The organism is Terrabacter tumescens (genome assembly GCF_014646815.1).
GTDB classification, from domain to species: domain Bacteria; phylum Actinomycetota; class Actinomycetes; order Actinomycetales; family Dermatophilaceae; genus Terrabacter; species Terrabacter tumescens.
This window is the reverse complement of the sequence record NZ_BMNZ01000001.1, coordinates 680,276-700,010: the sequence shown is the minus strand read 5'-3', so window position 1 is coordinate 700,010 and position 19,735 is coordinate 680,276. Positions and strand designations below refer to the sequence as shown.

Below are 19,735 nucleotides of genomic sequence, written 5' to 3'. Positions count from 1 at the left end.
GCACCCCCGGGGCTGAGTCCCGCTCCCCTGGCTGGACTTCGAAGGGCTCCGTGTGCACCTCCAGAACGTCAGCTGGATGAGGTCGGTGAACAACAGCACGAACACCGGCACGACCGGTCGTTCGCTCCGCATCGAGGCGGTCAAGATCCGTCTACTCGACAAGATACTGACGGCGCACGCGCGTCATTGCATAATGTCGATTAACGGCTAATTGCATTGCGCCACAACGTAATTCACTAGCCTACCCGGTGGCCGAGTCCGGCGGCGTAGTTGTCGAGGGCCCGAAGCACGGCCGGCGCTCGGTAGACCCGGTTGCGGCGGTGGCCCGTCGACTCGAGGAGCACCCCGTCGTCCACCAGGCGACGCATCGCGGCCTGGGCCGTCGGGGCCGACACCCCGAGCTCCCTGATCACCACGCGTGCGGTGACCACCGGCTGGCGCACGAGCAGGTCGAGCACCGCCCACGACGCGGACCCGGCGCGGGCCGTGACGAGCTCGGACCAATCCGCTCGCACCCCTCTCAACGTCCCGACGAGATGCTCGCCGATGAGCGTGCCGTTGCGGGCGGCCTCGGCGACGCAACGGAGGATCGGCTCGACCTCTCCCCTGCGGTAGGCCGTCAGGGCCGCGAAGTAGTCGTCGCGGATGGCGAGCAGGCCGGCGGAGATCGGCACCGTCACCCGGTGAATGGCGCCGGTGTGCAGGAGCACCGAGTGAAGCAGGGCCCGCCCCGTGCGCCCGTTGCCGTCGGTGAACGGGTGGATCGTCTCGAACTGCGCGTGCGCCAGGGCGGCGAGGGCGAGCGGTGGCAGGTCGTCGCGGTCCATGAAGGCCACGAGGTCGGCCATGAGGGCGGGAACGTCGGCGGCCACCGGAGGCACGTAGTCGGCGTCCCCGGGATGCAACGGTGATCCCCCGACCCAGACCTGCTGGTCACGCCAGCGGCCCGGCCGGTGCTGGGTCTGCTGCGCCATGAGGGCTCGGTGCATGGCCAGGACGGCGGCCTCGTCGAGCCGTCCGGCGAGGTCGAGCGCGGCCTGCATGGTCCGGACGTTGCCGAGGATGACCCCGGCGTTGGCCCGGTTCCCCTCCCCGATCTCCGCCTCGGCCAGGGCGCGTGCCGACGAGGTGAGGTTCTCGATCTGCGAGCTCGCGGCACTCTCCGAGCGCAGCAGGACTGAGGCGAAGGGCGCGATCTCCCCTGCTCCCCCGGCGTCGAAGGTGGCCAGCAGTCGGGTGGCCTCGTCGAGGTCGGCAGCGACGTCGCCCGGCAGCTGGAGGCCGGTCGCGGCGATGGTCGGCACCACTGCGGCCCGGAAGGACGACGGGGTCGACCTCCGGGAGCGCCTGGAGACCTCCAGCAGGCCCTCGACGGGCTGCCAGGCGACTGTCTGCACCCCGAGTGCAGGCCACTCATGAGCCATGCCATCACCGCCCCTTGATAAAGGTTAGAGGTCAACCTTAACCAAGAAGCAGGTGGTCAGGCGTGTGGGACCTCCGCGGGGGCGTCGATGACCCACCACGCGGCATACGGGCTGAGGGACGCCACGCCGTCGGGGCCGGCGAACACGGGGTGGCCGCCCAGCGCGTCGTAGGGCCGGTGGATCCCGGCATCGCTGAAGTGGCGCATGTCGAAGGTCTGCCACGTGGCGGTCACGTTGTAGACGCAGACCATCGTGCCGCTGGGGTGGGTGCGCAGCACGGCGAGGACCCCGTCATGCGTCCCGAGCAGAACCTGGGTGGGCCCGGAGGCGTGCAGGGGCGGCAGCCCGGCGCGGACGGCCGCCAGGTGACGCAGGCCCTGGAACACCTTCGCGGGCACGGCGTCGAGGTCGTGGCGCTGGGCCGCGAGCTCCCAGTCCAGCCGCTCCCGGTGGGCCCAGCGGTTGTCGTCCTCGTGGCCGGGCTCCTGCGCCCAGTGCGGGTCGTTCGGCATGCCGAGCTCGTCGCCGCTCCACACCACAGGGATCCCGCCCCACCCCGCCACCATCGCGTGGGCGAGGAAGAGGCGCGCCAGGCCCAGCCCGAGCGCGGCCTCGTCACCGCGGGCCTGGGCATCGGCGAGCCCGGTCAACGAGGCGGCCGTCCCGCTGATGCGCTTGTCGCCGGTGGCCGGGTTGTGCTGGAAGACGAGGCCGTGTGCCCACGACCCCGAGTGCTCACCGGCATACCAGTCCGAGAGGAAACGGCGATGCGCGTAGCCGTCGAGACCCGCAGCTGCCGCGTCGCTGTCGTCGATGGCCCAGCCGATGTCGTCATGGCAGCGCACGTAGCAGATCCACGTGCCGCTGGGCGGGGTCGGCGGCAGGGCCGACAGAGCCTGCTTCGCCAGGCCGGTGCTCCCTGTCGCCAGCATCGACCACACCTGGACCATGAGGCTGTTGTGGTAGGCGAGGTCGCTGACCCGGCCGGCGTGGGGCCCCTGGCCGAGGTACTGCACGAGGTCGCGTGGTCCGACGATCGCCTCCGCCTTGAACGCGAGCGCCGGGCACGCGATGCGGGCGACCGTGCGCAGGGCCTGGGTCACCGCGTGCACCTCGGGCTGGTTCTGGCAGTTGGTCCCCAGCCGCTTCCACGTGAAGGCGATCGCGTCGAGCCGCAGCACCTCGACCCCGAGGTTGGCGAGGTGGAGCACGATGTCGGCGTACTCGACGAGCACGTCGGGATTGGCCCAGTTGACGTCCCACTGCCACTCGTTGAAGGTCGTCCAGACCCAGGCCTCGAGCTCGTCGTCCCACGTGAAGTTGCCCGGCGCGAAGTCGGGGAACACCTCCGGCAGGGTGCGCTCGTAGGCGTCCGGCATGACCCGGTCGGGGTAGACGTGGAAGTAGTCGCGGTAGCGCGACTCCCCCGCCCTGGCTCGCGCCGCCCACTCGTGCTCCCGGGCGACGTGGTTGAGCACGAGGTCGAGCACGAGCGAGATGCCTTGTCCGCGAAGGTCGCTCGCGAGGCGTGTCAGGTCGTCGATGTCACCGAGGTCGGCCCGGACCCTGCGGTAGTCCTGGACGGCGTAGCCGCCGTCGTTGTCGCCCTCCCGCGGCTGCAGCAACGGCATGAGGTGCAGGTAGCTGACGCCGAGGTCACGGAGGTAGTCGACGTGAGCCCTCACGCCCTCGAGGTCGCGCGCGAACCGGTCGGCGTAGCAGGCGTAGCCGAACATGTCGGGCTGCTGGAGCCAGTCGGGCCGCAGCAGGCGGCGCTGGTCGAGGCGGCGCAGCTCCGGCGACCGCAACCGGAAGCCCTCGACCGCGCGCTCGACCAGGCGCAGGGCCAGCGCTGACACGTCCTGCTCCGGGTAGAGCACCGTCAGCGCGGCGACGAGGTCGTCGGACCATCGCTCCAGCCGCAGCTCGATCGTCTCTCGATCCGCCGCGTCGAGCCCCTCCAGCAGCGAGGTCACCGACTCCGGCGTGGGTCGCGCGTCATGGGCGCCTTGGCTCATGGCCCGATTGAACAGCACCGGGCGCTCCGGCGACAGGGGCGCGCCGTCCTTGCCCGCGCGCTACGTCGGCCTGCGCTACTCGAACGGGGTCGGGTCGCCCGCGCCGATGCGGGTCACGACGGGGTAGCCGTCGGAGTACTCGACGACGGTGGTGGGCTCGAGCCCGCACTCCCCCGAGTCGATGACGGCGTCGACGACGTGGTCGAGGCGGTCCTTGATCTCCCAGCCCTCGGTCATGGGCTCTTCGTCGCCCGGGAGCAGCAGCGTGCTCGACAGGATCGGCTCACCGAGCTCGCGGAGCAGCTCGCGCACGACAGGGTGCTCGGGGATGCGCACGCCGACCGTCTTCTTCTTCGCGTGCAGCAGCCTGCGCGGCACCTCCTTCGTCGCCGGCAGGATGAAGGTGTACGGGCCCGGCGTCGCCGCCTTGATGGCGCGGAAGACCGAGTTGTCGAGGTGCACGAACTGGCCCAGCTGGGCGAAGTCCGCGCAGACGAGGGTGAAGTGGTGCTTGTCGTCGAGGTGCCGGATGCGCAGGATGCGCTCCTTGCCCTCCTGGTTGTCGAGGGAGCACCCGAGGGCGAAGCAGGAGTCGGTCGGGTAGGCGATCAGTCCGCCTGATCGCAGGATCTCGACCGCCTGGTGGATCGCCCGGGGCTGCGGGTCCACGGGGTGGACGTCGAAGTACTTCGCCATGGTGCCCACCCTGCCATGCTGGCGTCCATGACTGAGCACGCAGGTGAGGACGAGGTCGCCGTGGAGATCGTCGACAACCCTGCCCGGGGCCGTTTCGAGCTGCGTCAGGGCGACGACGTCATCGGCATCGCGAGCTATGCCGTCGTCCCCGGCGACGGACCGGACGCCCCCGACCGTGTGGTCTTCTTCCACACGGAGGTCCGCCCCGACCACGAGGGGCAGGGGCTCGCCGGACGTCTCGCGTCGTCGGCGCTCGAGGCCACCATGGCCTCGGGGCGTTCGATCGTGGCACTGTGCCCCTACATCAAGACGTACCTGCGTCGGCACCCCGAGCCGTATGCCGGCAGCGTCCTCACGCCGACCTCCGTCGACGTCGAGGCAGCGGAGCGAGCCGCCGCCGCGGAGAGGTGAGTCGGTGAGCCGGCCGCATGTCGTCGTCGTGGGCGGCGGCGTCGTCGGGTCGGCCGTGGCCCGCCGGCTCACGCTGTGCGAGCCGCGCCCCGACGTCACCCTCGTCGAGAAGGAGTCGCAGCCGGCACTGCACCAGACGAGGCGCAACAGCGGGGTCGTGCACGCGGGGCTCTACTACGCGCCAGGGTCCGCCAAGGCACGGCTGTCGCGCGAGGGCGTCGACCGGCTCCGTCGGTACTGCCGAGGGCGTGGGCTGCCCTACGACGAGGTCGGCAAGCTCGTCATCGCCCTCGACGACGAGGAGACGCGACGCCTTCGTGACATCGAGGTCCGGGCCCGGGCCAACGGCGTGCCCGGCCTTCGGTGGCTCGGGCCCGACGCCTTGCGCGACGTCGAGCCGCACGCTGTCGGTCGCGCGGCGCTGCACTCCCCGACGACGGCGATCACCGACTTCCCCGCCGTGGCCGCGGCCATGCTGGACGACGCCGCCGCCCGTGGCGCAGGGGTGCTCACCGGCTTCGAGGTCACCGCCTTCGAGCACCGCGACTCCGCTGTCGAGGTCCGGGCCGCCGACGGCCGTCGTCTCGAGGCGGACCGCGTCGTGGTCGCAGGAGGCCTGCACGCCGACCGGCTCGCCGTTCTCGCCGGAGACGGGCCGAGCCCCGCGATCGTGCCGTTCCGGGGTGAGTACCTCCGCCTGCGCGACTCCGCCACACACCTCGTCCGCGGCCTCGTCTACCCGGTGCCCGACCCGCGCTACCCGTTCCTCGGGGTTCATCTGACCCGCCGTGTCGACGGCAACGTGCTCCTGGGCCCCAACGCGGTCCTCGCGACCGCCCGGGAGGGCTACCGCCGCAGGGACGTCGAACTCGACGTGGTGCGGGCGCTCGCCGTCTCGCGGGGGTTCCGGCACTTCGCGCGCGCCAACCTGCTCACCGGCGCGCACGAGGTGGCCGGCTCCCTGAGCCGCCGCGTGTTCGTCGAGCGCGCACGCCGCTACGTCCCGGAGATCACGCACGCCGACGTCGTGCCCGGCGAGGCCGGAGTGCGGGCCCAGGCGATGGATCCCGACGGCTCCCTCGTCGAGGACTTCCGCTTCAGCCGGGTCGGGTCGGTGCTGTGCATCCGCAATGCGCCATCGCCGGCGGCCACTGCGTCCCTGGCCATCGCCGACCTCGTCGTGGAGCGGCTCGACCTCGGCTGATCGCGGCCGCAGCCGCGGCCGCCGTCGCCGTCGCGGTCGCGGTCGCGCACCCTGGACCGGACGCAGGCGCGGCAGCGTCACTGCTTGCCGAAGTAGGTGCTCGCCTCCATCGCCTCGACGACCGAGTCACCGCCGTGGGCGTCCTTGGACCAGCCCAGCACGTCGAGTCCGGCGTCGATCCCGACGATGGCCGGGGCGACGGTGCCGGCCATCGCCGTCCACTTCGAGATCTTGATCTCGGGACCGTGCGTCGGGTTGATCGCGATCTGGGTGCCGAGGGCGTTGGGCAGCGGGTTGTCCCCGACGAGCGGGACGTGGTCGATGAAGGAGCCGAGCGGGTTCTGCAGGGTCGTCAGCATCTCGCCCCGCACGTGGTAGTTGCGGATCTGGCCCGACGAGTAGCCCGCGTCACCGCCGCCGAGCGCCGTCGCGGCGGCCACGGTGTTGGGGTGCACGCCCGCCGCGTTGAACGTCACTGCAGGGATGTCGGTGGCCACCGAGGCCGTGCTCGCGAGGCCACCACCGAGCGAGTGGCCGGTGATGACCATGTTGTCGCTCCCCACCGCGCCGGCGAGGCCCTGGGCCAGCGCGATCGCCTGCAGGTGCTGCCCGCTGAGGAGTCCGACGCCCTGCTGGACGTTGGTCCCCCAGTCGGTCATCGACGACGTCCCGGCGAAAGCGAGGACGTACTGACCGTCGTCGTTGCGGTAGACCGCGGCGTCGAGACCGTCACGCTGGTGCAGCCGGGAAGGGTCGATCCCCAGCTGCTGGAGCTCCTCCTCCCCCAGCGGCGACCAGCCGTCGACCGCACTCGGGTGGTAGACGTTGTCGGCGAGGTGCGCGAGCTCCAGGTCGATGTCGTGAGGTGTGTTCCCGCGGACCTGGTCGGCGAGCGGGGGCGGCGGGGCGATCGACTCGCCTCCGGACGTGCCGGCACCGCCGAGCCAGGGGAAGAGCCGGGACGGTGAGAGCGGTGAGATCGGGGACAGCGGGGACAGCGGGGACAGCGGACCGGGCGACCCCGTGCCGGAGCCGAGCTCGCTCGTGCCTCGCTGGGCCGCAGCGTTGGCGGTGAGCCGGCGCGACATGGTGTCGAGCGTCGTCCCGAGCGCCACGAGGGAGGCGGACGTCGTGCGCCAGTCGTCCTGGGCCGAGCGCGCGTCGTCGCCGCCCCACGAGCGTCCGATCACGGCGAGAGCCCGTGCCCCCGTGGAGCGGATGCCGTCGACCTCGGCGGCGCACGCGGAGAGCTCGCGTGCGGTGCGTTCGAGGGCTTGGGGGTCTGCACCCTTGCGGTAGAGCACGTGGAGCCTCCTGTCGATGGTGGGCCCCACGGTAGGTGGGGCCCACCCGCCGGTCCATGGGGAGCACTCCCCAGCGTGTCGCGCTCACCCGTCACGATCGCGCCACGTGTGGTGCGGTCGACCCTCAGGACCGACCGCGGACGACGACGAGGCGTCCCAGCAGGCCGACCACCAGGACGACGGCCCCGGCGGCGAGGGACCCGGTCGGCACGGCGACGGCCAGCGCCAGGCATCCGACGAGACCGGCGACGGCCAACGCGCGTGGGTAGCGCCGGTGCGTCGCGTCCTGCGTCAGAGCGGCAGCGTTGGCGACGGCGTAGTAGGTGAGGACGCCGAAGGAGGAGAACCCGATGACGCCACGCAGGTCGGTGACGAGGACGAGCACCACGACGACGATCCCGAGCGTCACCTCGGCCCGGTGGGGCACGTGGTAGCGGGGATGCACCGCTGACAGCGCCCGCGGCAGGTCACCCTCGCGTGCCATGGCCAGCGTCGTGCGACCCACCCCGGCCACGAGGGCGAGCAGGGCCCCGAGCGCGGCCACCACGGCCGCTGCAGAGGCCGCCCACGGCAGCCAGCCGTCCGGCCCCTGCGCCACGACGGCGAGCTGCCGCACGGGGGCCTCGGTGGACGCCGTGGCGCCCGGACCGAGGGCGCGGAGCAGCAGGACCGCGGTGACGGCATACAACGGCGCGACGACCGCGAAGCTCAGCGCGACGGCACGCGGGATGGTCCGGGACGGGTCGAGCACCTCCTCCCCCAGCGTCGCGACCCGGGCGTAGCCGGCGAAGGCGAAGAAGAGGAGGGCCGCCGCCTGCAGCACCCCGCCCACGCCACCGGCACCGGGCAGAGGCAGGCCTCCGTCGACCGGTGGCGCGTCCCACCGGACGACGGCAGCGACCGTCAGGACCACGGCGAGGAGCGCGAGGACGATGCTGACGAGCCACCGCGTCAGCAGTGCCGTCCGGGTGATGCCGCGGTAGTTGACGGCGACGATCGCGATGACGGTCGCCGCCGCGAAGGGTCGCTGCCAGACGGGCGGCACGACGTGGACGGCCACGGCGAGCGCCATCGCCGCACAGCTCGCGGTCTTGCCCACCACGAAGCCCCAGCCGGCGACGAAGCCCCACCACGGGCCGAGTCGCTCGCGGCCGTAGACGTACGTGCCTCCGGACGTCGGGTACTGCGCGGCGAGCTGGGCCGACGACGAGGCGTTGCAGTAGGCGATGACCGCCGCGAGCGCGAGGGCGACCAGCAGCCACGAGCCAGCAGCCGCCGCGGCGGGGGCGAACGCCGTGAACAGGCCCGCGCCGACCATCGACCCGACGCCGATGAACACCGCGTCGCGCGTCCTGAGGCGCCGGACGAGCGACGGGTGTGAGGGCGGCGAGGTCATGCCCCGAGTCTGCCGGGGCGACGGGCACGGCTCGACCGGACGAGCGGGTGCCTGCTCACGCGCCATCGTCGCGACAACTCACCGACGCCCCGCCGACGCCTCGCCGGCGCCTGGCCGGCGCCTGGCCGACATCACGTCAGGGCAGCGAACGACCCGGCCGGGGCCGGCAGGCCCCGACCGGGTCGTGGTCGGTGATCGACGGGGCGACGCCGCTCAGCCGCGGAGGTCGGTGAGCATCGCCTCGAAGGGCGTGACGTCCTCGAACGGGTCGACCCGGGCGGCACGCGTCGAGCCGCTGATCAGGGCCGCGAAGGCCGTGCCGGCCCGGTCGATGCGCTCGCCGAGGCGGCCCGCGTCGACGCTGCCCCAGTCCTCACTCGCGGCGAAGACCGCCACCGGGGCCACGAGGGCACCCAGGTGGGCGAACAGCGGGCGCAGCGCGTGGTCGATCGCCAGCGAGTGGCGTGCCGTGCCACCGGTGGCGCCGAGCAGCACCGGGGTGTCGCGCAGCGCGTCCTTCGGGAGCACGTCGACGAGCATCTTGAACAGCCCGCTGTACGACGCGGCATACACGGGCGTGGCGACGACGACCGCGTCGGCCTCGGCGATCGCGTCGAGTCGGACCTGCAGGTCGGGCGAGGCGAAGCCGGTGAGCACGTTGTTGGTCAGGTCGTGCGCGACGTCGCGCACGTCGACGACCTCGACGACGACGTCGCCCACGTCGTGGGCACCGAGCGCGCGGACGGTCGCCTCGGTCAGGCGGTCGGCGAGCAGGCGCGTCGACGACGGCTGCGTGATGCCGGCGGTGATGACGGCGATGTGGAAGGTCACTTGGTCACCTCCAGGGTGGCTGTGTGGTCGGACTCGGGCGAGGCGCCGGTCACGTCGTCGACGGCGTGCACGGTGCTGTCGTGCCCTCCTCCGGCGGCTGCGAGCAGGCTCGGGTGGGTCGGGGCGTCCGGGACGTGCGCGGGCCGGAGCGCGGCGAACTCCTTGCGCAGGACGGGCACGACCTCCTCGCCCAGGATGTCGAGCTGCTCGAGGACCGTCTTGAGGGGCAGGCCCGCGTGGTCGAGCAGCCAGAGCTGGCGCTGGTAGTCACCGGCGTACTCGCGGAAGCCGAGCGTCTTCTCGATGACCTCCTGCGGGCTGCCGACCGTCAGCGGCGTCTGGCTCGTGAACTCCTCGAGCGACGGGCCGTGGCCGTAGACCGGGGCGTTGTCGAAGTACGGGCGGAACTCCCGAACGGCGTCCTGGCTGTTCTTGCGCATGAAGACCTGACCGCCGAGCCCGACGATCGCCTGGTCGGCGCGGCCGTGGCCGTAGTGCTCGAAGCGGCGCCGGTAGAGCTGCACCATCTGCTTGGTGTGGCTCGCCGGCCAGAAGATGTGGTTGGAGAAGAACCCGTCGCCGTAGTACGCGGCCTGCTCGGCGATCTCGGGGCTGCGGATCGAGCCGTGCCAGACGAACGGCGGGATGCCGTCGAGCGGGCGGGGCGTCGAGGTGAAGCCCTGCAGCGGCGTGCGGTACTTGCCCTGCCAGTCGACGACGTCCTCGCGCCACAGGCGGTGCAGCAGCGCGTAGTTCTCGATGGCGAGCGGGATGCCGTCGCGGATGTCCTTGCCGAACCACGGGTAGACCGGGCCGGTGTTGCCGCGGCCCATCATGAGGTCCATGCGGCCGTTGCTCAGGTGCTGCAGCGTCGCGTAGTCCTCGGCGATGCGGACCGGGTCGGTGGTCGTGATGAGGGTCGTCGACGTCGACAGGATGATCCGCTCGGTGTGGGCGGCGATGTAGGCGAGGGTCGTCGTGGGAGCCGACGGGATGAACGGCGGGTTGTGGTGCTGCCCCGTCGCGAAGACGTCGAGCCCGACCTCCTCCGCCTTCTTGGCGATGGCGACCGTGGCCTCGATGCGCTCGTGCTCGGTCGGCGTGCGCCCCGTCGTCGGGTCGGTCGTGACGTCCCCGACGGTGAAGATCCCGAACTGCATGTGTCCCAGCTCCTTTTGATTGACGATTCAATCATACCGAACGTCGGGCCCCCCTCTCCCATTCCCGCTGTGACATCCTGTCGCGGTGAGTGCCGAGATCTCCCCCAAGGACCGCTTCATCACGGTCTACGGCCGCAACCCCGTCCACGAAGTGCTCCTCGACGGCGACCTCCACGTCGACAAGGTCGTCATCGCCGACGGTGCCCGCGGGAGCGGGCTGCGCGAGATCCAGCAGGCCGCGCGCCGCCGCGGGGTCGAGGTGCAGCACGCGAGCGCCGAACGCGTCAAGAAGCTCGCCGGCAACGGCCGTCAGGACCAAGGCGTCTTCGCCGACGTCGTGGCGCCGCGGATGCGGCCGCTCGAGGCCGCACTGGCCGAGGACGCCGCGTCCCTGCGGGCCGTGCTCGTGCTGGACGGCGTGACGACCCCCGCCAACGTCGGCATGATCCTGCGCTCGGCCACGGCCGCGGGCGTCGACGGCATCGTCGTGCCCCGCAAGGGCGTCGCCTCGCTCGACCCGCTCGTCGTCAAGGCCTCGGCCGGCGTCGCGTTCCGCGCACCGATCCTCAAGGCGTTCACCGCGGCCGAGGCGGTGGCCGACCTCAAGCACGCGGGCTTCCACGTCGTCGGGCTCGACGCCGGCGGCGACGACGACCTCTTCGCCGCGCACCTGCCCGAGCCCGTCGCGTTCGTCCTCGGCAGCGAGACCGACGGGCTGACCCCCGAGGTGGCCGACCTCGTCGACACGTGGGTGTCGATCCCGATGGCGGCCGGCGTCGAGTCGCTCAACGTCTCCGCCGCGGCCGCCGTCGTCTGCTTCGAGCTCGTCCGCCGCGCGCGCCTCTGAGCTGGTGCACGCGGTCCGGCGGACCGCCATGAGGTATGCCGTGCGCCCCGGCTCACGCACGTCGGCGCGGTGACGCGCGTGGTTCGTGGCGGTCCGTCGGGCCGAGACCGCGTCAGGGGCCCCACTTCTCGGCGAGCGCGCGCACGACCTTGATGTCCCGGGCCGTGCCGGTGGCCCCGGTCAGGCGCTCGAGCCGGGCGTTCGTCAGCTTCGCCTGGTGTGCGGGCTTGGTGAGGAAGAGCAGCACGTCGCTCCCGAGCACGAGCACCCTCTCCCCCGGCTCGTCCCACGCCTCGAGTGCCCGGCGTCCGTCCGCGGTGATCCCGCCGGTCGTGAACGTGACGTAGCGGCGGGCGTCGGCGCCCAGCGGCGACTGCGCCGAGTCGGCATCGGCGGCAGTCTGCCTCACGGCGGCCGGGGTCCGGGCGATGACAGGCACGTCGAAGCCGAACTCGTCGCTGATGAGGTCGCGCAGGGCGGACTCCACCTTGCCGATGCTGCGCATCGGCGTCGTGACCCGCACGTTGCCGCTCTGGATGTGCGTGACGACATCGGTGAAGCCGTGCTCGGTCAGGTGCTCACGCAGGTGCGCCATCTTGACCCAGCGCTGCCCGACGTTCACGGCCCTGAGGAAGGCGACGAAGGTGGCCATGCTCACGCACCCACCCAGCAGGTGCCGTTGCCCACGCGCTCCACCCGTCCGCCGACGTGGACGCCGCCCTGCTCGTCGACGTCGAGGAGCAGGCGTGAGGGCCGTCCGACGGCGGCTCCCTGGCTCACCTCGACGGAGACGTCGCGCACGCCCTGCGCGACGAGCCAGCCCCCGAGGTTGGCGCACGCCGAACCGGTGGCAGGGTCCTCGAGGACCGCCCGGTCCTGGGTGTAGAAGAGTCGGGCGTCGATGCTGCGTGGGCCGCTCCAGGCCCATGCGTAGACGTGTGGCGGCGTGCCGGGGGACGTCATGTGCTCGGCCATCAGGTGCGCGTCGGGGTCGCACGCGCGCACGGCCTCGACGTCATCGAGGCGCACGACGAGCTGCTCGACGCCCGCGTCGACCCAGCTCGCGTCCGAGCGCACGACGCGGGCGACATCCACGCCGAGGGCCGCGGCGAGGTCCGTGGCACTGGGCGTCACCTCGCGCAGGGTCGCCGGGCGCGCCGTCAGGCGCCACCCGCCGTCGATGCGGGTCACCCGGATGCGGCCCGCGGGCATCGTGAGGTGCACGAGGTCGGGCTCACCGTCGGAGCCGTTGAGCGAGGCGACGACCTCGGCCGTGCCCAGGGTGGGGTGGCCGGCGAAGGGCATCTCGTGGCCGGGGGTGAAGATGCGCACCGCGGCCTCCCCCGTCGCTCCGTTCCCCGTCGAGGTCACGAAGGTCGACTCGCTGAGGTTGAACTGTCGGGCCCAGGCGAGCATCTCCGCGTCGGAGAGCGTGCCTGCGTCGGGGAAGACGCAGAGCGGGTTGCCCGAGAACGGTCGACCCTCGATCGAGAAGACGTTGAGCAGGTCGAAGCGCAGGTCCATGGTCCGAGTCTGCCGGAGCGTCGCCCTCCCGTGGACGGACGGCATACGGACCGCGCACCTGCGCGCCGATATTGTGGCGGTCATGGCCACCCCCGACGGCGTCGTTCCCGGCAACATCTACCTCTTCCGGCACGGCGAGACGGAGTGGTCGCTCAGCGGGCAGCACACCGGCACGACCGACCTGCCGCTCCTGCCCGAGGGTGAGGCGGCCGCTCGTGAGCTCGCCGGAGTGCTGAGCAAGCACCGCTTCGAGCGCGTCCTCGTCTCCCCCCTCCAGCGGGCCAAGCGCACGGCCGAGCTCGCGGGGCTCGGGGACTTCGAGGTCGAGCCCCTCCTGCGCGAGTGGGACTACGGCGCCTACGAGGGCATCACGACGAAGCAGATCACCGCGGAGATCGGCCACCCCTGGGAGGTGTTCGTCGACGGCGTGCAGCCCGGCGTCACCCCCGGCGAGACGATCGAGCAGGTCTCGGCGCGCGCCCAGCGGGTCATCGACAAGGTGTGGCCCGACCTCGAGCGGGGAGACGTCGCCCTCTTCGGTCACGGCCACGCGCTGCGCGTCCTGACGGCGACCTACCTCGGGCTCGACCCGAGGTTCGGTCAGCAGCTCATCCTCGACGCCGGGTCGATGAGCGTGCTCACGCACCACCGCTCGACGCGCTGCCTCGGGATGTACAACCTCTCCCCCTGGCGCCTGCTCTCGGACTGACCACCGTCGGGCCGACCGGCTACCGAGCGGAGGAGGCGACGGTTCACGACCGCGGGACGAAAGGGACGAAAACCCTGCGGCTGGGCGCGGGGGCGGGTTACCGTTTCCCCGCCCTGGCTCGACCCGAGGAGCTGCCGTGAGCCGCACGCCCACCACCGTCCGCACGAGCGTCGCCACCGTCGTCGCGACCCTGCTCGCCGGCCTCGCCGCGGTGACGACCGCGCCGGCGGCCGATGCCGGGGTGGCCACCCCGGGTGCCATCTCGTCTGTGGTCGCCAAGCCGGGGCCCGCTGCCGGCCAGGTGACCTTCACCTGGGTGGCGTCCGGCGCGAGCACGACGGGCTTCGTCATCGAGACCGGTCTGACCACCTTCAAGGTCGGCGACCCCGTCCTGCCGGACCACGGTCGCCGGGCGACGTACTTCACCGTCCCAGCGAACCGGCGCTCCGTCACGTTGACCGCGGCCCAGCTGGCCACTGCGGGAGCCGGCACGTCCTCCGCCAACCACCTCTACTACCGCTTCAAGGCCGTCAACAAGACGGCGTCCGGCACCGCCACGCGCAACTGGCCCTACCTGCAGAACGTCGCGGTGAAGCCGGCCACGCCCTCGACCACCGGCACTGCGCTGCGCGTCGCCACCTTCAACGTACACACCGCCACGACGACCTCCGGAGTGCGCCCGTGGACCACCCGGGTGCCCGGCATCGCGCGGACGATCCTCTCGCGCAATCCGGGGGTCGTGAGCCTGCAGGAGCTGGGGATCGGCCGCGCCGACGGCAGCTCCCAGCCGAGCACGGCCGGCAGCCTCACCCAGGTGCGCAGCCTGCTCGACACGCTTGCCGCGCAGGGCGGTGGCCGCTACCAGCTCGTGCGCTCCACCCGCTTCGCGGCGCCGGGCACGCCGGAGGCCATCCAGGGCGCGCGCATCCTCTACGACTCCAGCCGCTACCGGCTCGTCAGCTCGTGCCCCGAACGCTCGGACACCAACCCGCTGAGCAACAACAGCTACTCGAGCTCCTGCACGATCCTGCTCCCGACGCTCAGCACCGACGACGCGTGGGCGCGCCGGCGCGCCTCGTACGCGGTCCTGGCCGACCGCACGACCGGACGCCAGTTCTACGTCGTGTCGGCCCACCTCGACCAGCGGCACAGCACCAGCTACACGACGGAGCGGACCTACGAGCGGCTGCGGGCGACGCAGGTGCGCACGGTCCTGGCGCGGATCGACCAGCTGAACACCGGGCGGCTGCCCGTCGTCCTCTCGGGCGACCTCAACACCTACCAGAACAACCAGGGCGGCTACGACGCCCACGACACGCTCGTGTCGGCCGGCTACTACGACGCGGCCGCCGCCGTCACGCAGGTGAACCCGCGCTACACGACGATGAACCACTTCGCCTGCACGCTCACGGTGCCGGGCACCGGCTGGGGCAGTCGCCTCGACGTCGTCACGGTCAAGGGCGTGTGGGGCGCGGCGCGGTGGGAGAACGTCATGGCCACGACCGACTGCGCCCGGCCGTCGGACCACAACATGGTCGTGGCGGACCTGCGCCTGCCGTGAGGCCGCTCGGAGTCGGCCTCAGCAGGCGCTGAGCAGCGCCCTCAGTGAGCCCTACCCGGGTCACCCGCGGGGCAGCTCCCAGGTGTGCACCGGCTCGTTGGCCATCATGCCCTCGATGTAGTGGCGGAGCATCTCGCGCAGCGCCTTGTCGCGGGTCAGCCCCTGGGCCTCGAGCCGGGCGACGCACTCGGTCTGCCACGAGGCTCCGTTGACGCCCAGCAGGCAGCGTTGCTCGATGATCGTGAGGAACCGGTCCCGCACGGCCGCCGAGACGCCCCAGCGCTCGAGGCCCTCGTGGGCCATCGGAAGCAGCCGGCGCAGCACGAGCTCGGTGGCCGGCACGTCGCCGAACCCTGGCCAGTAGGTGCGCGCGTCGATGCCGAGACGCGCGCCCTCCTCGAAGTTCGCCTCAGCGGCCGAGAAGCTCATCCGGGTCCACACCGGACGGTCCTCCTCGGCGAGCACGCGCATCGTGCCGTAGTAGAAGGCGGCGTTGGCCATGACGTCGGCGATGCTCGGGCCTGCCGGCAGGACGCGGTTCTCGACGCGCAGGTGCGGGCGGCCGCCGACGATGTCGTAGATCGGGCGGTTCCAGCGGTAGACGGTGCCGTTGTGCAGCCGCAGCTCCTTGAGCTCCGGGACCTCGCCGCGCTCGAAGACCTCCTCGGGCTCCTCGTCGTAGAGCTCGGGCAGCAGCGCCGGGAAGTAGCGGACGTTCTCCTCGAAGAGGTCGAAGATCGAGGTGATCCACCGCTCGCCGAACCAGACGCGCGGGCGCACGCCCTGGTTCTTCAGCTCGACGGAGCGGGTGTCGGTGGCCTGCGTGAAGAGCGGGATGCGGGTCTCGGCCCACAGCCGCTGCCCGAGGAAGAACGGCGAGTTGGCGCCGAGGGCGAGCTGAGGGCCCGCGAGCACCTGAGCGGCGTTCCAGTGGTCGGCGAAACGTTCAGGCTGCACCTGAAGGTGTAGCTGGATGGAGGTGCACGCCGACTCGGGAGCGAGGCTGTCGGAGTAGCGTGCGATGCGCTCGCCGGTCGGGCCCTCGAGCTCGAGCCAGACGTCCTCGCCGCGGGCGTCGAGGACGGCGTTGTTGAGCGCGGCGTAGCGGATGTTCTCGCTGATCCAGTCACCCTCGAAGTGCTCGGGCATGACCGTGGGCAGGATGCCGATGGCGACGATCCCGGCGTGCGCCTCGGCGGCCTTGGCGGACGCGCGGTTGAGCGACTCGCGCAGCAGATCCTCGAGCTCGATCGCGGAGTCGCCCGGAAGCGGGCGCGGGTGGACGTTGAGCTCGATGTTGTAGCGCGCGAGCTCGGTCTGGTAGTCCTCGTCGGCGATCTGCTCTAGCACCGTCTTGTTGTCGAGCTTGGGCCCGAGGTCCTCGTTGACGAGGTTGAGCTCGATCTCGAGACCGGTCATGGGGCGGTCGAACTCGAACTCGCTCTTGCCGAGCATGCGTTCGAACACGTCGAGGTCGCGGCGTACCTTCTCGCGGTACTGCTGCCGCTGCTCGCGCGTGTACCTGGCCTGCTCGACGTCGGCTCCCACGTGAGGAGACAACCACACTCACGGGCCCGGCGCGAGACGCGCGCGCGGAGTGGTCATCACGTGGGCGCGCGAGGCCCAGGTGATGACCACTCCGTCGGCGGGACTCAGCCCTCGAACGCCTCCGGCGGCGGGCAGGAGCAGACGAGGTTGCGGTCGCCGTACGCGCCGTCGATGCGGCTCACCGGCGGCCAGTACTTGTCGGCGGCGTGGACGCCGACCGGGAAGGCGGCGGCAGTGCGCTCGTAGGGGTGGTCCCACTCCCCCGCGATGTTGAGGGCGGTGTGCGGCGCGTGGCGCAGCATGCTGTCGGCAACTGCGACCGTGCCGGAGCGGACCTCCTCGATCTCGCCGCGGATCGCGATCATCGCGTCGCAGAAGCGGTCGAGCTCGTAGAGGTTCTCCGACTCCGTGGGCTCGACCATGAGCGTGCCCGCGACCGGGAAGCTCATTGTCGGCGCGTGGAAGCCGTAGTCGACGAGGCGCTTGGCGATGTCGTCGACGGTCACTCCGGTCTCGGCGGTGATCTGCCGGACGTCGAGGATGCACTCGTGGGCGACGAGCCCGTCGTGGCCGGAGTAGAGCACCGGGTAGTGCTCGCGCAGCCGAGCGGCGATGTAGTTCGCGCCCAGGACGGCCATCTGCGTCGCGTGCCGCAGGCCCTCGCCGCCCATGAGGCGCACGTAGGCCCACGAGATCGGCAGGATGCTCGCCGACCCGTAGGGGGCGGCGGACACCGGGCCCACGCCCGACCCGGGGCCGGCCTCGGGGGCGAGCGGGTGGTTGGGCAGGTGCGGCGCGAGGTGCTGCCGGACCGCGACCGGGCCGACACCCGGGCCGCCGCCGCCGTGCGGGATGCAGAACGTCTTGTGCAGGTTGAGGTGGCTGACGTCGGCGCCGAACTTGCCCGGCTGAGCGAGGCCGACGAGGGCGTTGAGGTTGGCGCCGTCGACGTAGACCTGGCCGCCCGCGTCGTGGACGAGCTCGCACAGCTCGGTGATGGTGTCCTCGTAGACCCCGTGCGTCGACGGGTAGGTCACCATGATCGCGGCGAGGTCGTCGCGGTGCGTCTCGATCTTGGCGCGGAGGTCGTCCATGTCGACGGTGCCGTCCGGGGCCGTCTTGACGACGACGACCTTGAGACCCGCCATGACGGCTGACGCGGCGTTGGTGCCGTGGGCGCTCGCCGGGATGAGGCAGATGCGACGGTGGCCCTCGCCGCGCGCCTGGTGGTAGGCGTGGATCGCGAGCAGCCCGGCGAACTCCCCCTGGGAGCCGGCGTTGGGCTGGAGCGACACGGCGTCGTAGCCGGTGATCTCGCACAGCCAGCCCGACAGGTCGTCGATGAGGGCGCGGATGCCCTCGGTCTGCTCGGCCGGGGCGAACGGGTGGAGGTTGGCGAACTCAGGCCAGGTGACCGCCTCCATCTCCGTGGTGGCGTTGAGCTTCATCGTGCACGAGCCGAGCGGGATCATGCCGCGGTCGAGCGCGAAGTCCCGGTCGGAGAGCCGGCGCAGGTAGCGCAGCATGGCCGTCTCGGAGTGGTGGGCGTGGAAGACCGGGTGCGTGAGGAAGTCCGACGTGCGCTGCAGACCCTCGGGTATGCCGTGTGCTCCCGTCGCGCCGGACGCCGACGTCACGTCGTCGCCCGCCTCCAGGCCGAAGCCGTCGAGCACCACGAGCACCGTTGCGGCCGTGGAGGTCTCGTCGAGGCTGAGCGACACGCGGTCGGCGTCGACGCGCCAGACGTTGATGCCCCGGTCCGCGAAGGTCGCCGTCACCTCGGCCGCGCGACCCGGCACGACGACGGTGAGCGTGTCGAAGAAGGACGTCGTCTCCACGTCGAGGCCACCGTCGACGAGGGCGCCTCGCAGCGCCCCGGTCAGGCGAGCCACGCGCTGCGCGATGGCCACGAGGCCGACGGGACCGTGCCACACGGCATACATGCTCGCCATGACCGCGAGCAGGACCTGCGCGGTGCAGATGTTGGAGGTCGCCTTCTCGCGACGGATGTGCTGCTCACGCGTCTGCAGGGCGAGGCGGTAGGCCTGGTGTCCCTCGGCGTCGACGGAGACGCCGACGAGGCGGCCCGGGATCTGGCGTTCGAGTCCGCGGTGGACCGCCATGTAGCCGGCGTGCGGCCCACCGAAGCCCATCGGCACGCCGAAGCGCTGGGCGCTGCCGACGGCGATGTCGGCGCCCCACTCGCCGGGGGCGGTGGCGAGGGTGAGCGCGAGCAGGTCGGCGCAGGCCGTGACCAGGCCCTTGGCCTCGTGCACGGCAGCGGTGAGCGGAGCCCAGTCGACGAGCTCGCCGGTCGCGTCGGGGTACTGCACCATGGCGCCCACGACCGCCTTGCCGCCTGCCGCCTCGGAGAGCGAGTCGGCGTCGGTCACACCGCGCAGGTCCGCGACGACGACGGGCAGGCCGAGGGCCTCGGCACGCGTGCGCATGACGGCGATCGTCTGCGGGAAGAGCCGCTCGTCGACGAGGACGACGGCGTCCGCGGACGCCTTGCTCGCGCGGCGCATGAGCGACATCGCCTCGGCGGCGGCGGTCGACTCGTCGAGCAGCGAGGAGCCCGCGACGTCGAGGCCGGTGAGGTCGGTGATGACGGTCTGGAAGTTGAGCAGGGCCTCGAGACGGCCCTGGGAGATCTCGGGCTGGTAGGGCGTGTAGGCGGTGTACCAGGCGGGGTTCTCGAGGACGTTGCGACGCACGACGGGCGGCGTCACGGTGCCGTAGTAGCCGAGCCCGATGAGCGAGGTCAGCACCGTGTTGCGCGAGGCGAACCCGCGCAGCTCCTCGATGACGGCGCTCTCGCTGGCGGCGGCCTCGACGCGCAGCGGCGTCTCGGAGCGGATGGCGCCGGGGATGGCGCGGTCGCACATGGCATCGAGGCTGGGCTGGCCCACCACCTCGAGCATGTGGCGCACGTCGTCACCGGCGGGACCGACGTGGCGGCTGACGAAGTCGGCCATCACCGTCTCGGTGGACGTTCCGGTGGTGACGGGCACGAGCTGGTCGATCGACATGCGGGGCTCCTGACGGGTACGAGCGGACGACACACGCTCCCCGTCTGTCGAGCACCGCAGAGCGGTGTCT

The 19,735-nt window shown here is 71.9% G+C and carries 17 protein-coding genes; 6 read left to right on the top strand and 11 right to left on the bottom strand.

The features are described from left to right. Positions 1–52 precede the first annotated feature (52 nt). Positions 53–211, top strand: a complete 159-nt coding sequence (locus IEY30_RS22230) for a hypothetical protein (protein WP_081920236.1) — start codon at positions 53–55, stop codon at positions 209–211. Between the two features lie 25 nt (positions 212–236). Here IEY30_RS22230 and IEY30_RS03290 read toward each other — a convergent pair whose 3' ends face one another. From IEY30_RS03290 to IEY30_RS03280, 3 genes are all read right to left on the bottom strand, one after another. Next, entirely contained in the window at positions 237–1,424 is a 1,188-nt protein-coding gene (locus IEY30_RS03290; protein ID WP_030146092.1) for a Fic family protein, read from the bottom strand. Between the two features lie 56 nt (positions 1,425–1,480). Continuing rightward, positions 1,481–3,442 carry an amylosucrase gene (locus tag IEY30_RS03285; protein WP_052358249.1) on the bottom strand — a complete coding sequence of 654 codons (1,962 nt, stop codon included), beginning with the start codon at positions 3,440–3,442 and terminating at the stop codon, positions 1,481–1,483. Between the two features lie 75 nt (positions 3,443–3,517). Further along, complete coding sequence (locus tag IEY30_RS03280; protein WP_030146094.1) at positions 3,518–4,138, bottom strand: L-threonylcarbamoyladenylate synthase; 621 nt, start codon at positions 4,136–4,138, stop codon at positions 3,518–3,520. A 27-nt stretch (positions 4,139–4,165) separates the two neighbouring features. Here IEY30_RS03280 and IEY30_RS03275 point away from each other — a divergent pair, with 27 nt between their 5' ends. Both IEY30_RS03275 and lhgD read left to right on the top strand, forming a co-directional pair. After that, complete coding sequence (locus IEY30_RS03275; protein ID WP_030146095.1) at positions 4,166–4,549, top strand: GNAT family N-acetyltransferase; 384 nt, start codon at positions 4,166–4,168, stop codon at positions 4,547–4,549. Positions 4,550–4,553: 4 nt separating this feature from the next. Further along, a complete protein-coding gene (gene lhgD / locus IEY30_RS03270; RefSeq protein WP_030146096.1) occupies positions 4,554–5,753 on the top strand; it encodes an L-2-hydroxyglutarate dehydrogenase in 1,200 nt (399 codons plus the stop codon). Positions 5,754–5,830: 77 nt separating this feature from the next. Here the strand turns inward: lhgD and IEY30_RS03265 are convergent, their stop codons facing one another. The 4 genes from IEY30_RS03265 to IEY30_RS03250 form a co-directional block, all read right to left on the bottom strand. Beyond that, positions 5,831–7,057, bottom strand: a complete 1,227-nt coding sequence (locus tag IEY30_RS03265) for a Tle-like phospholipase domain-containing protein (RefSeq protein WP_052358079.1) — start codon at positions 7,055–7,057, stop codon at positions 5,831–5,833. Between the two features lie 124 nt (positions 7,058–7,181). Further along, positions 7,182–8,453 (bottom strand): APC family permease, encoded by a 1,272-nt coding sequence (locus tag IEY30_RS03260; RefSeq protein ID WP_030146098.1) that lies wholly within the window; start codon positions 8,451–8,453, stop codon positions 7,182–7,184. 213 nt (positions 8,454–8,666) lie between these two features. After that, on the bottom strand, positions 8,667–9,284 hold the full coding sequence (locus IEY30_RS03255; RefSeq protein ID WP_030146099.1) for a CE1759 family FMN reductase: 618 nt from the start codon (positions 9,282–9,284) through the stop codon (positions 8,667–8,669). Further along, positions 9,281–10,444 (bottom strand): LLM class flavin-dependent oxidoreductase, encoded by a 1,164-nt coding sequence (locus tag IEY30_RS03250; RefSeq protein WP_030146100.1) that lies wholly within the window; start codon positions 10,442–10,444, stop codon positions 9,281–9,283. Before IEY30_RS03250 ends, IEY30_RS03255 begins: the two co-directional genes overlap by 4 nt. Positions 10,445–10,529: 85 nt before the next feature. Here IEY30_RS03250 and IEY30_RS03245 point away from each other — a divergent pair, with 85 nt between their 5' ends. Beyond that, positions 10,530–11,291: a TrmH family RNA methyltransferase gene (locus tag IEY30_RS03245; RefSeq protein WP_030146101.1), complete on the top strand. Its 762-nt coding sequence runs from the start codon at positions 10,530–10,532 to the stop codon at positions 11,289–11,291. Between the two features lie 112 nt (positions 11,292–11,403). Here the strand turns inward: IEY30_RS03245 and IEY30_RS03240 are convergent, their stop codons facing one another. Both IEY30_RS03240 and IEY30_RS03235 read right to left on the bottom strand, forming a co-directional pair. Further along, the gene (locus IEY30_RS03240; protein ID WP_229674832.1) at positions 11,404–11,943 is read right to left on the bottom strand and encodes a DUF1697 domain-containing protein; all 540 of its coding nucleotides are present in this window, start codon (positions 11,941–11,943) and stop codon (positions 11,404–11,406) included. Between the two features lie 2 nt (positions 11,944–11,945). Then, positions 11,946–12,815 carry a PhzF family phenazine biosynthesis protein gene (locus IEY30_RS03235; protein ID WP_030146103.1) on the bottom strand — a complete coding sequence of 290 codons (870 nt, stop codon included), beginning with the start codon at positions 12,813–12,815 and terminating at the stop codon, positions 11,946–11,948. 82 nt (positions 12,816–12,897) lie between these two features. Between IEY30_RS03235 and IEY30_RS03230 the strand changes: the two genes are divergently transcribed. Both IEY30_RS03230 and IEY30_RS03225 read left to right on the top strand, forming a co-directional pair. Then, complete coding sequence (locus IEY30_RS03230; RefSeq protein ID WP_030146104.1) at positions 12,898–13,524, top strand: histidine phosphatase family protein; 627 nt, start codon at positions 12,898–12,900, stop codon at positions 13,522–13,524. A gap of 136 nt (positions 13,525–13,660) precedes the next feature. Further along, positions 13,661–15,085 carry an exonuclease/endonuclease/phosphatase family protein gene (locus tag IEY30_RS03225; protein WP_030146105.1) on the top strand — a complete coding sequence of 475 codons (1,425 nt, stop codon included), beginning with the start codon at positions 13,661–13,663 and terminating at the stop codon, positions 15,083–15,085. A 60-nt stretch (positions 15,086–15,145) separates the two neighbouring features. On the opposite strand, the gene IEY30_RS03220 is transcribed toward IEY30_RS03225, so the two are convergent. Beyond that, a complete protein-coding gene (locus IEY30_RS03220; protein WP_030146106.1) occupies positions 15,146–16,633 on the bottom strand; it encodes a glutamate-cysteine ligase family protein in 1,488 nt (495 codons plus the stop codon). 104 nt (positions 16,634–16,737) lie between these two features. After that, entirely contained in the window at positions 16,738–19,665 is a 2,928-nt protein-coding gene (gene gcvP / locus IEY30_RS03215; RefSeq protein ID WP_030146107.1) for an aminomethyl-transferring glycine dehydrogenase, read from the bottom strand. Positions 19,666–19,735 lie beyond the last annotated feature (70 nt).

Bases quoted from the DNA above. Each gene is read 5' to 3' on its own strand.
- IEY30_RS03290 (WP_030146092.1), bottom strand. From the start codon at position 1,424: ATGGCTCATGAGTGGCCTGCACTCGGGGTGCAGACAGTCGCCTGGCAG.
- IEY30_RS03285 (WP_052358249.1), bottom strand. From the start codon at position 3,442: ATGAGCCAAGGCGCCCATGACGCGCGACCCACGCCGGAGTCGGTGACC.
- IEY30_RS03280 (WP_030146094.1), bottom strand. From the start codon at position 4,138: ATGGCGAAGTACTTCGACGTCCACCCCGTGGACCCGCAGCCCCGGGCG.
- IEY30_RS03275 (WP_030146095.1), top strand. From the start codon at position 4,166: ATGACTGAGCACGCAGGTGAGGACGAGGTCGCCGTGGAGATCGTCGAC.
- IEY30_RS03260 (WP_030146098.1), bottom strand. From the start codon at position 8,453: ATGACCTCGCCGCCCTCACACCCGTCGCTCGTCCGGCGCCTCAGGACG.
- IEY30_RS03250 (WP_030146100.1), bottom strand. From the start codon at position 10,444: ATGCAGTTCGGGATCTTCACCGTCGGGGACGTCACGACCGACCCGACG.
- IEY30_RS03240 (WP_229674832.1), bottom strand. From the start codon at position 11,943: ATGGCCACCTTCGTCGCCTTCCTCAGGGCCGTGAACGTCGGGCAGCGC.
- IEY30_RS03235 (WP_030146103.1), bottom strand. From the start codon at position 12,815: ATGGACCTGCGCTTCGACCTGCTCAACGTCTTCTCGATCGAGGGTCGA.
- IEY30_RS03230 (WP_030146104.1), top strand. From the start codon at position 12,898: ATGGCCACCCCCGACGGCGTCGTTCCCGGCAACATCTACCTCTTCCGG.
- gcvP (WP_030146107.1), bottom strand. From the start codon at position 19,665: ATGTCGATCGACCAGCTCGTGCCCGTCACCACCGGAACGTCCACCGAG.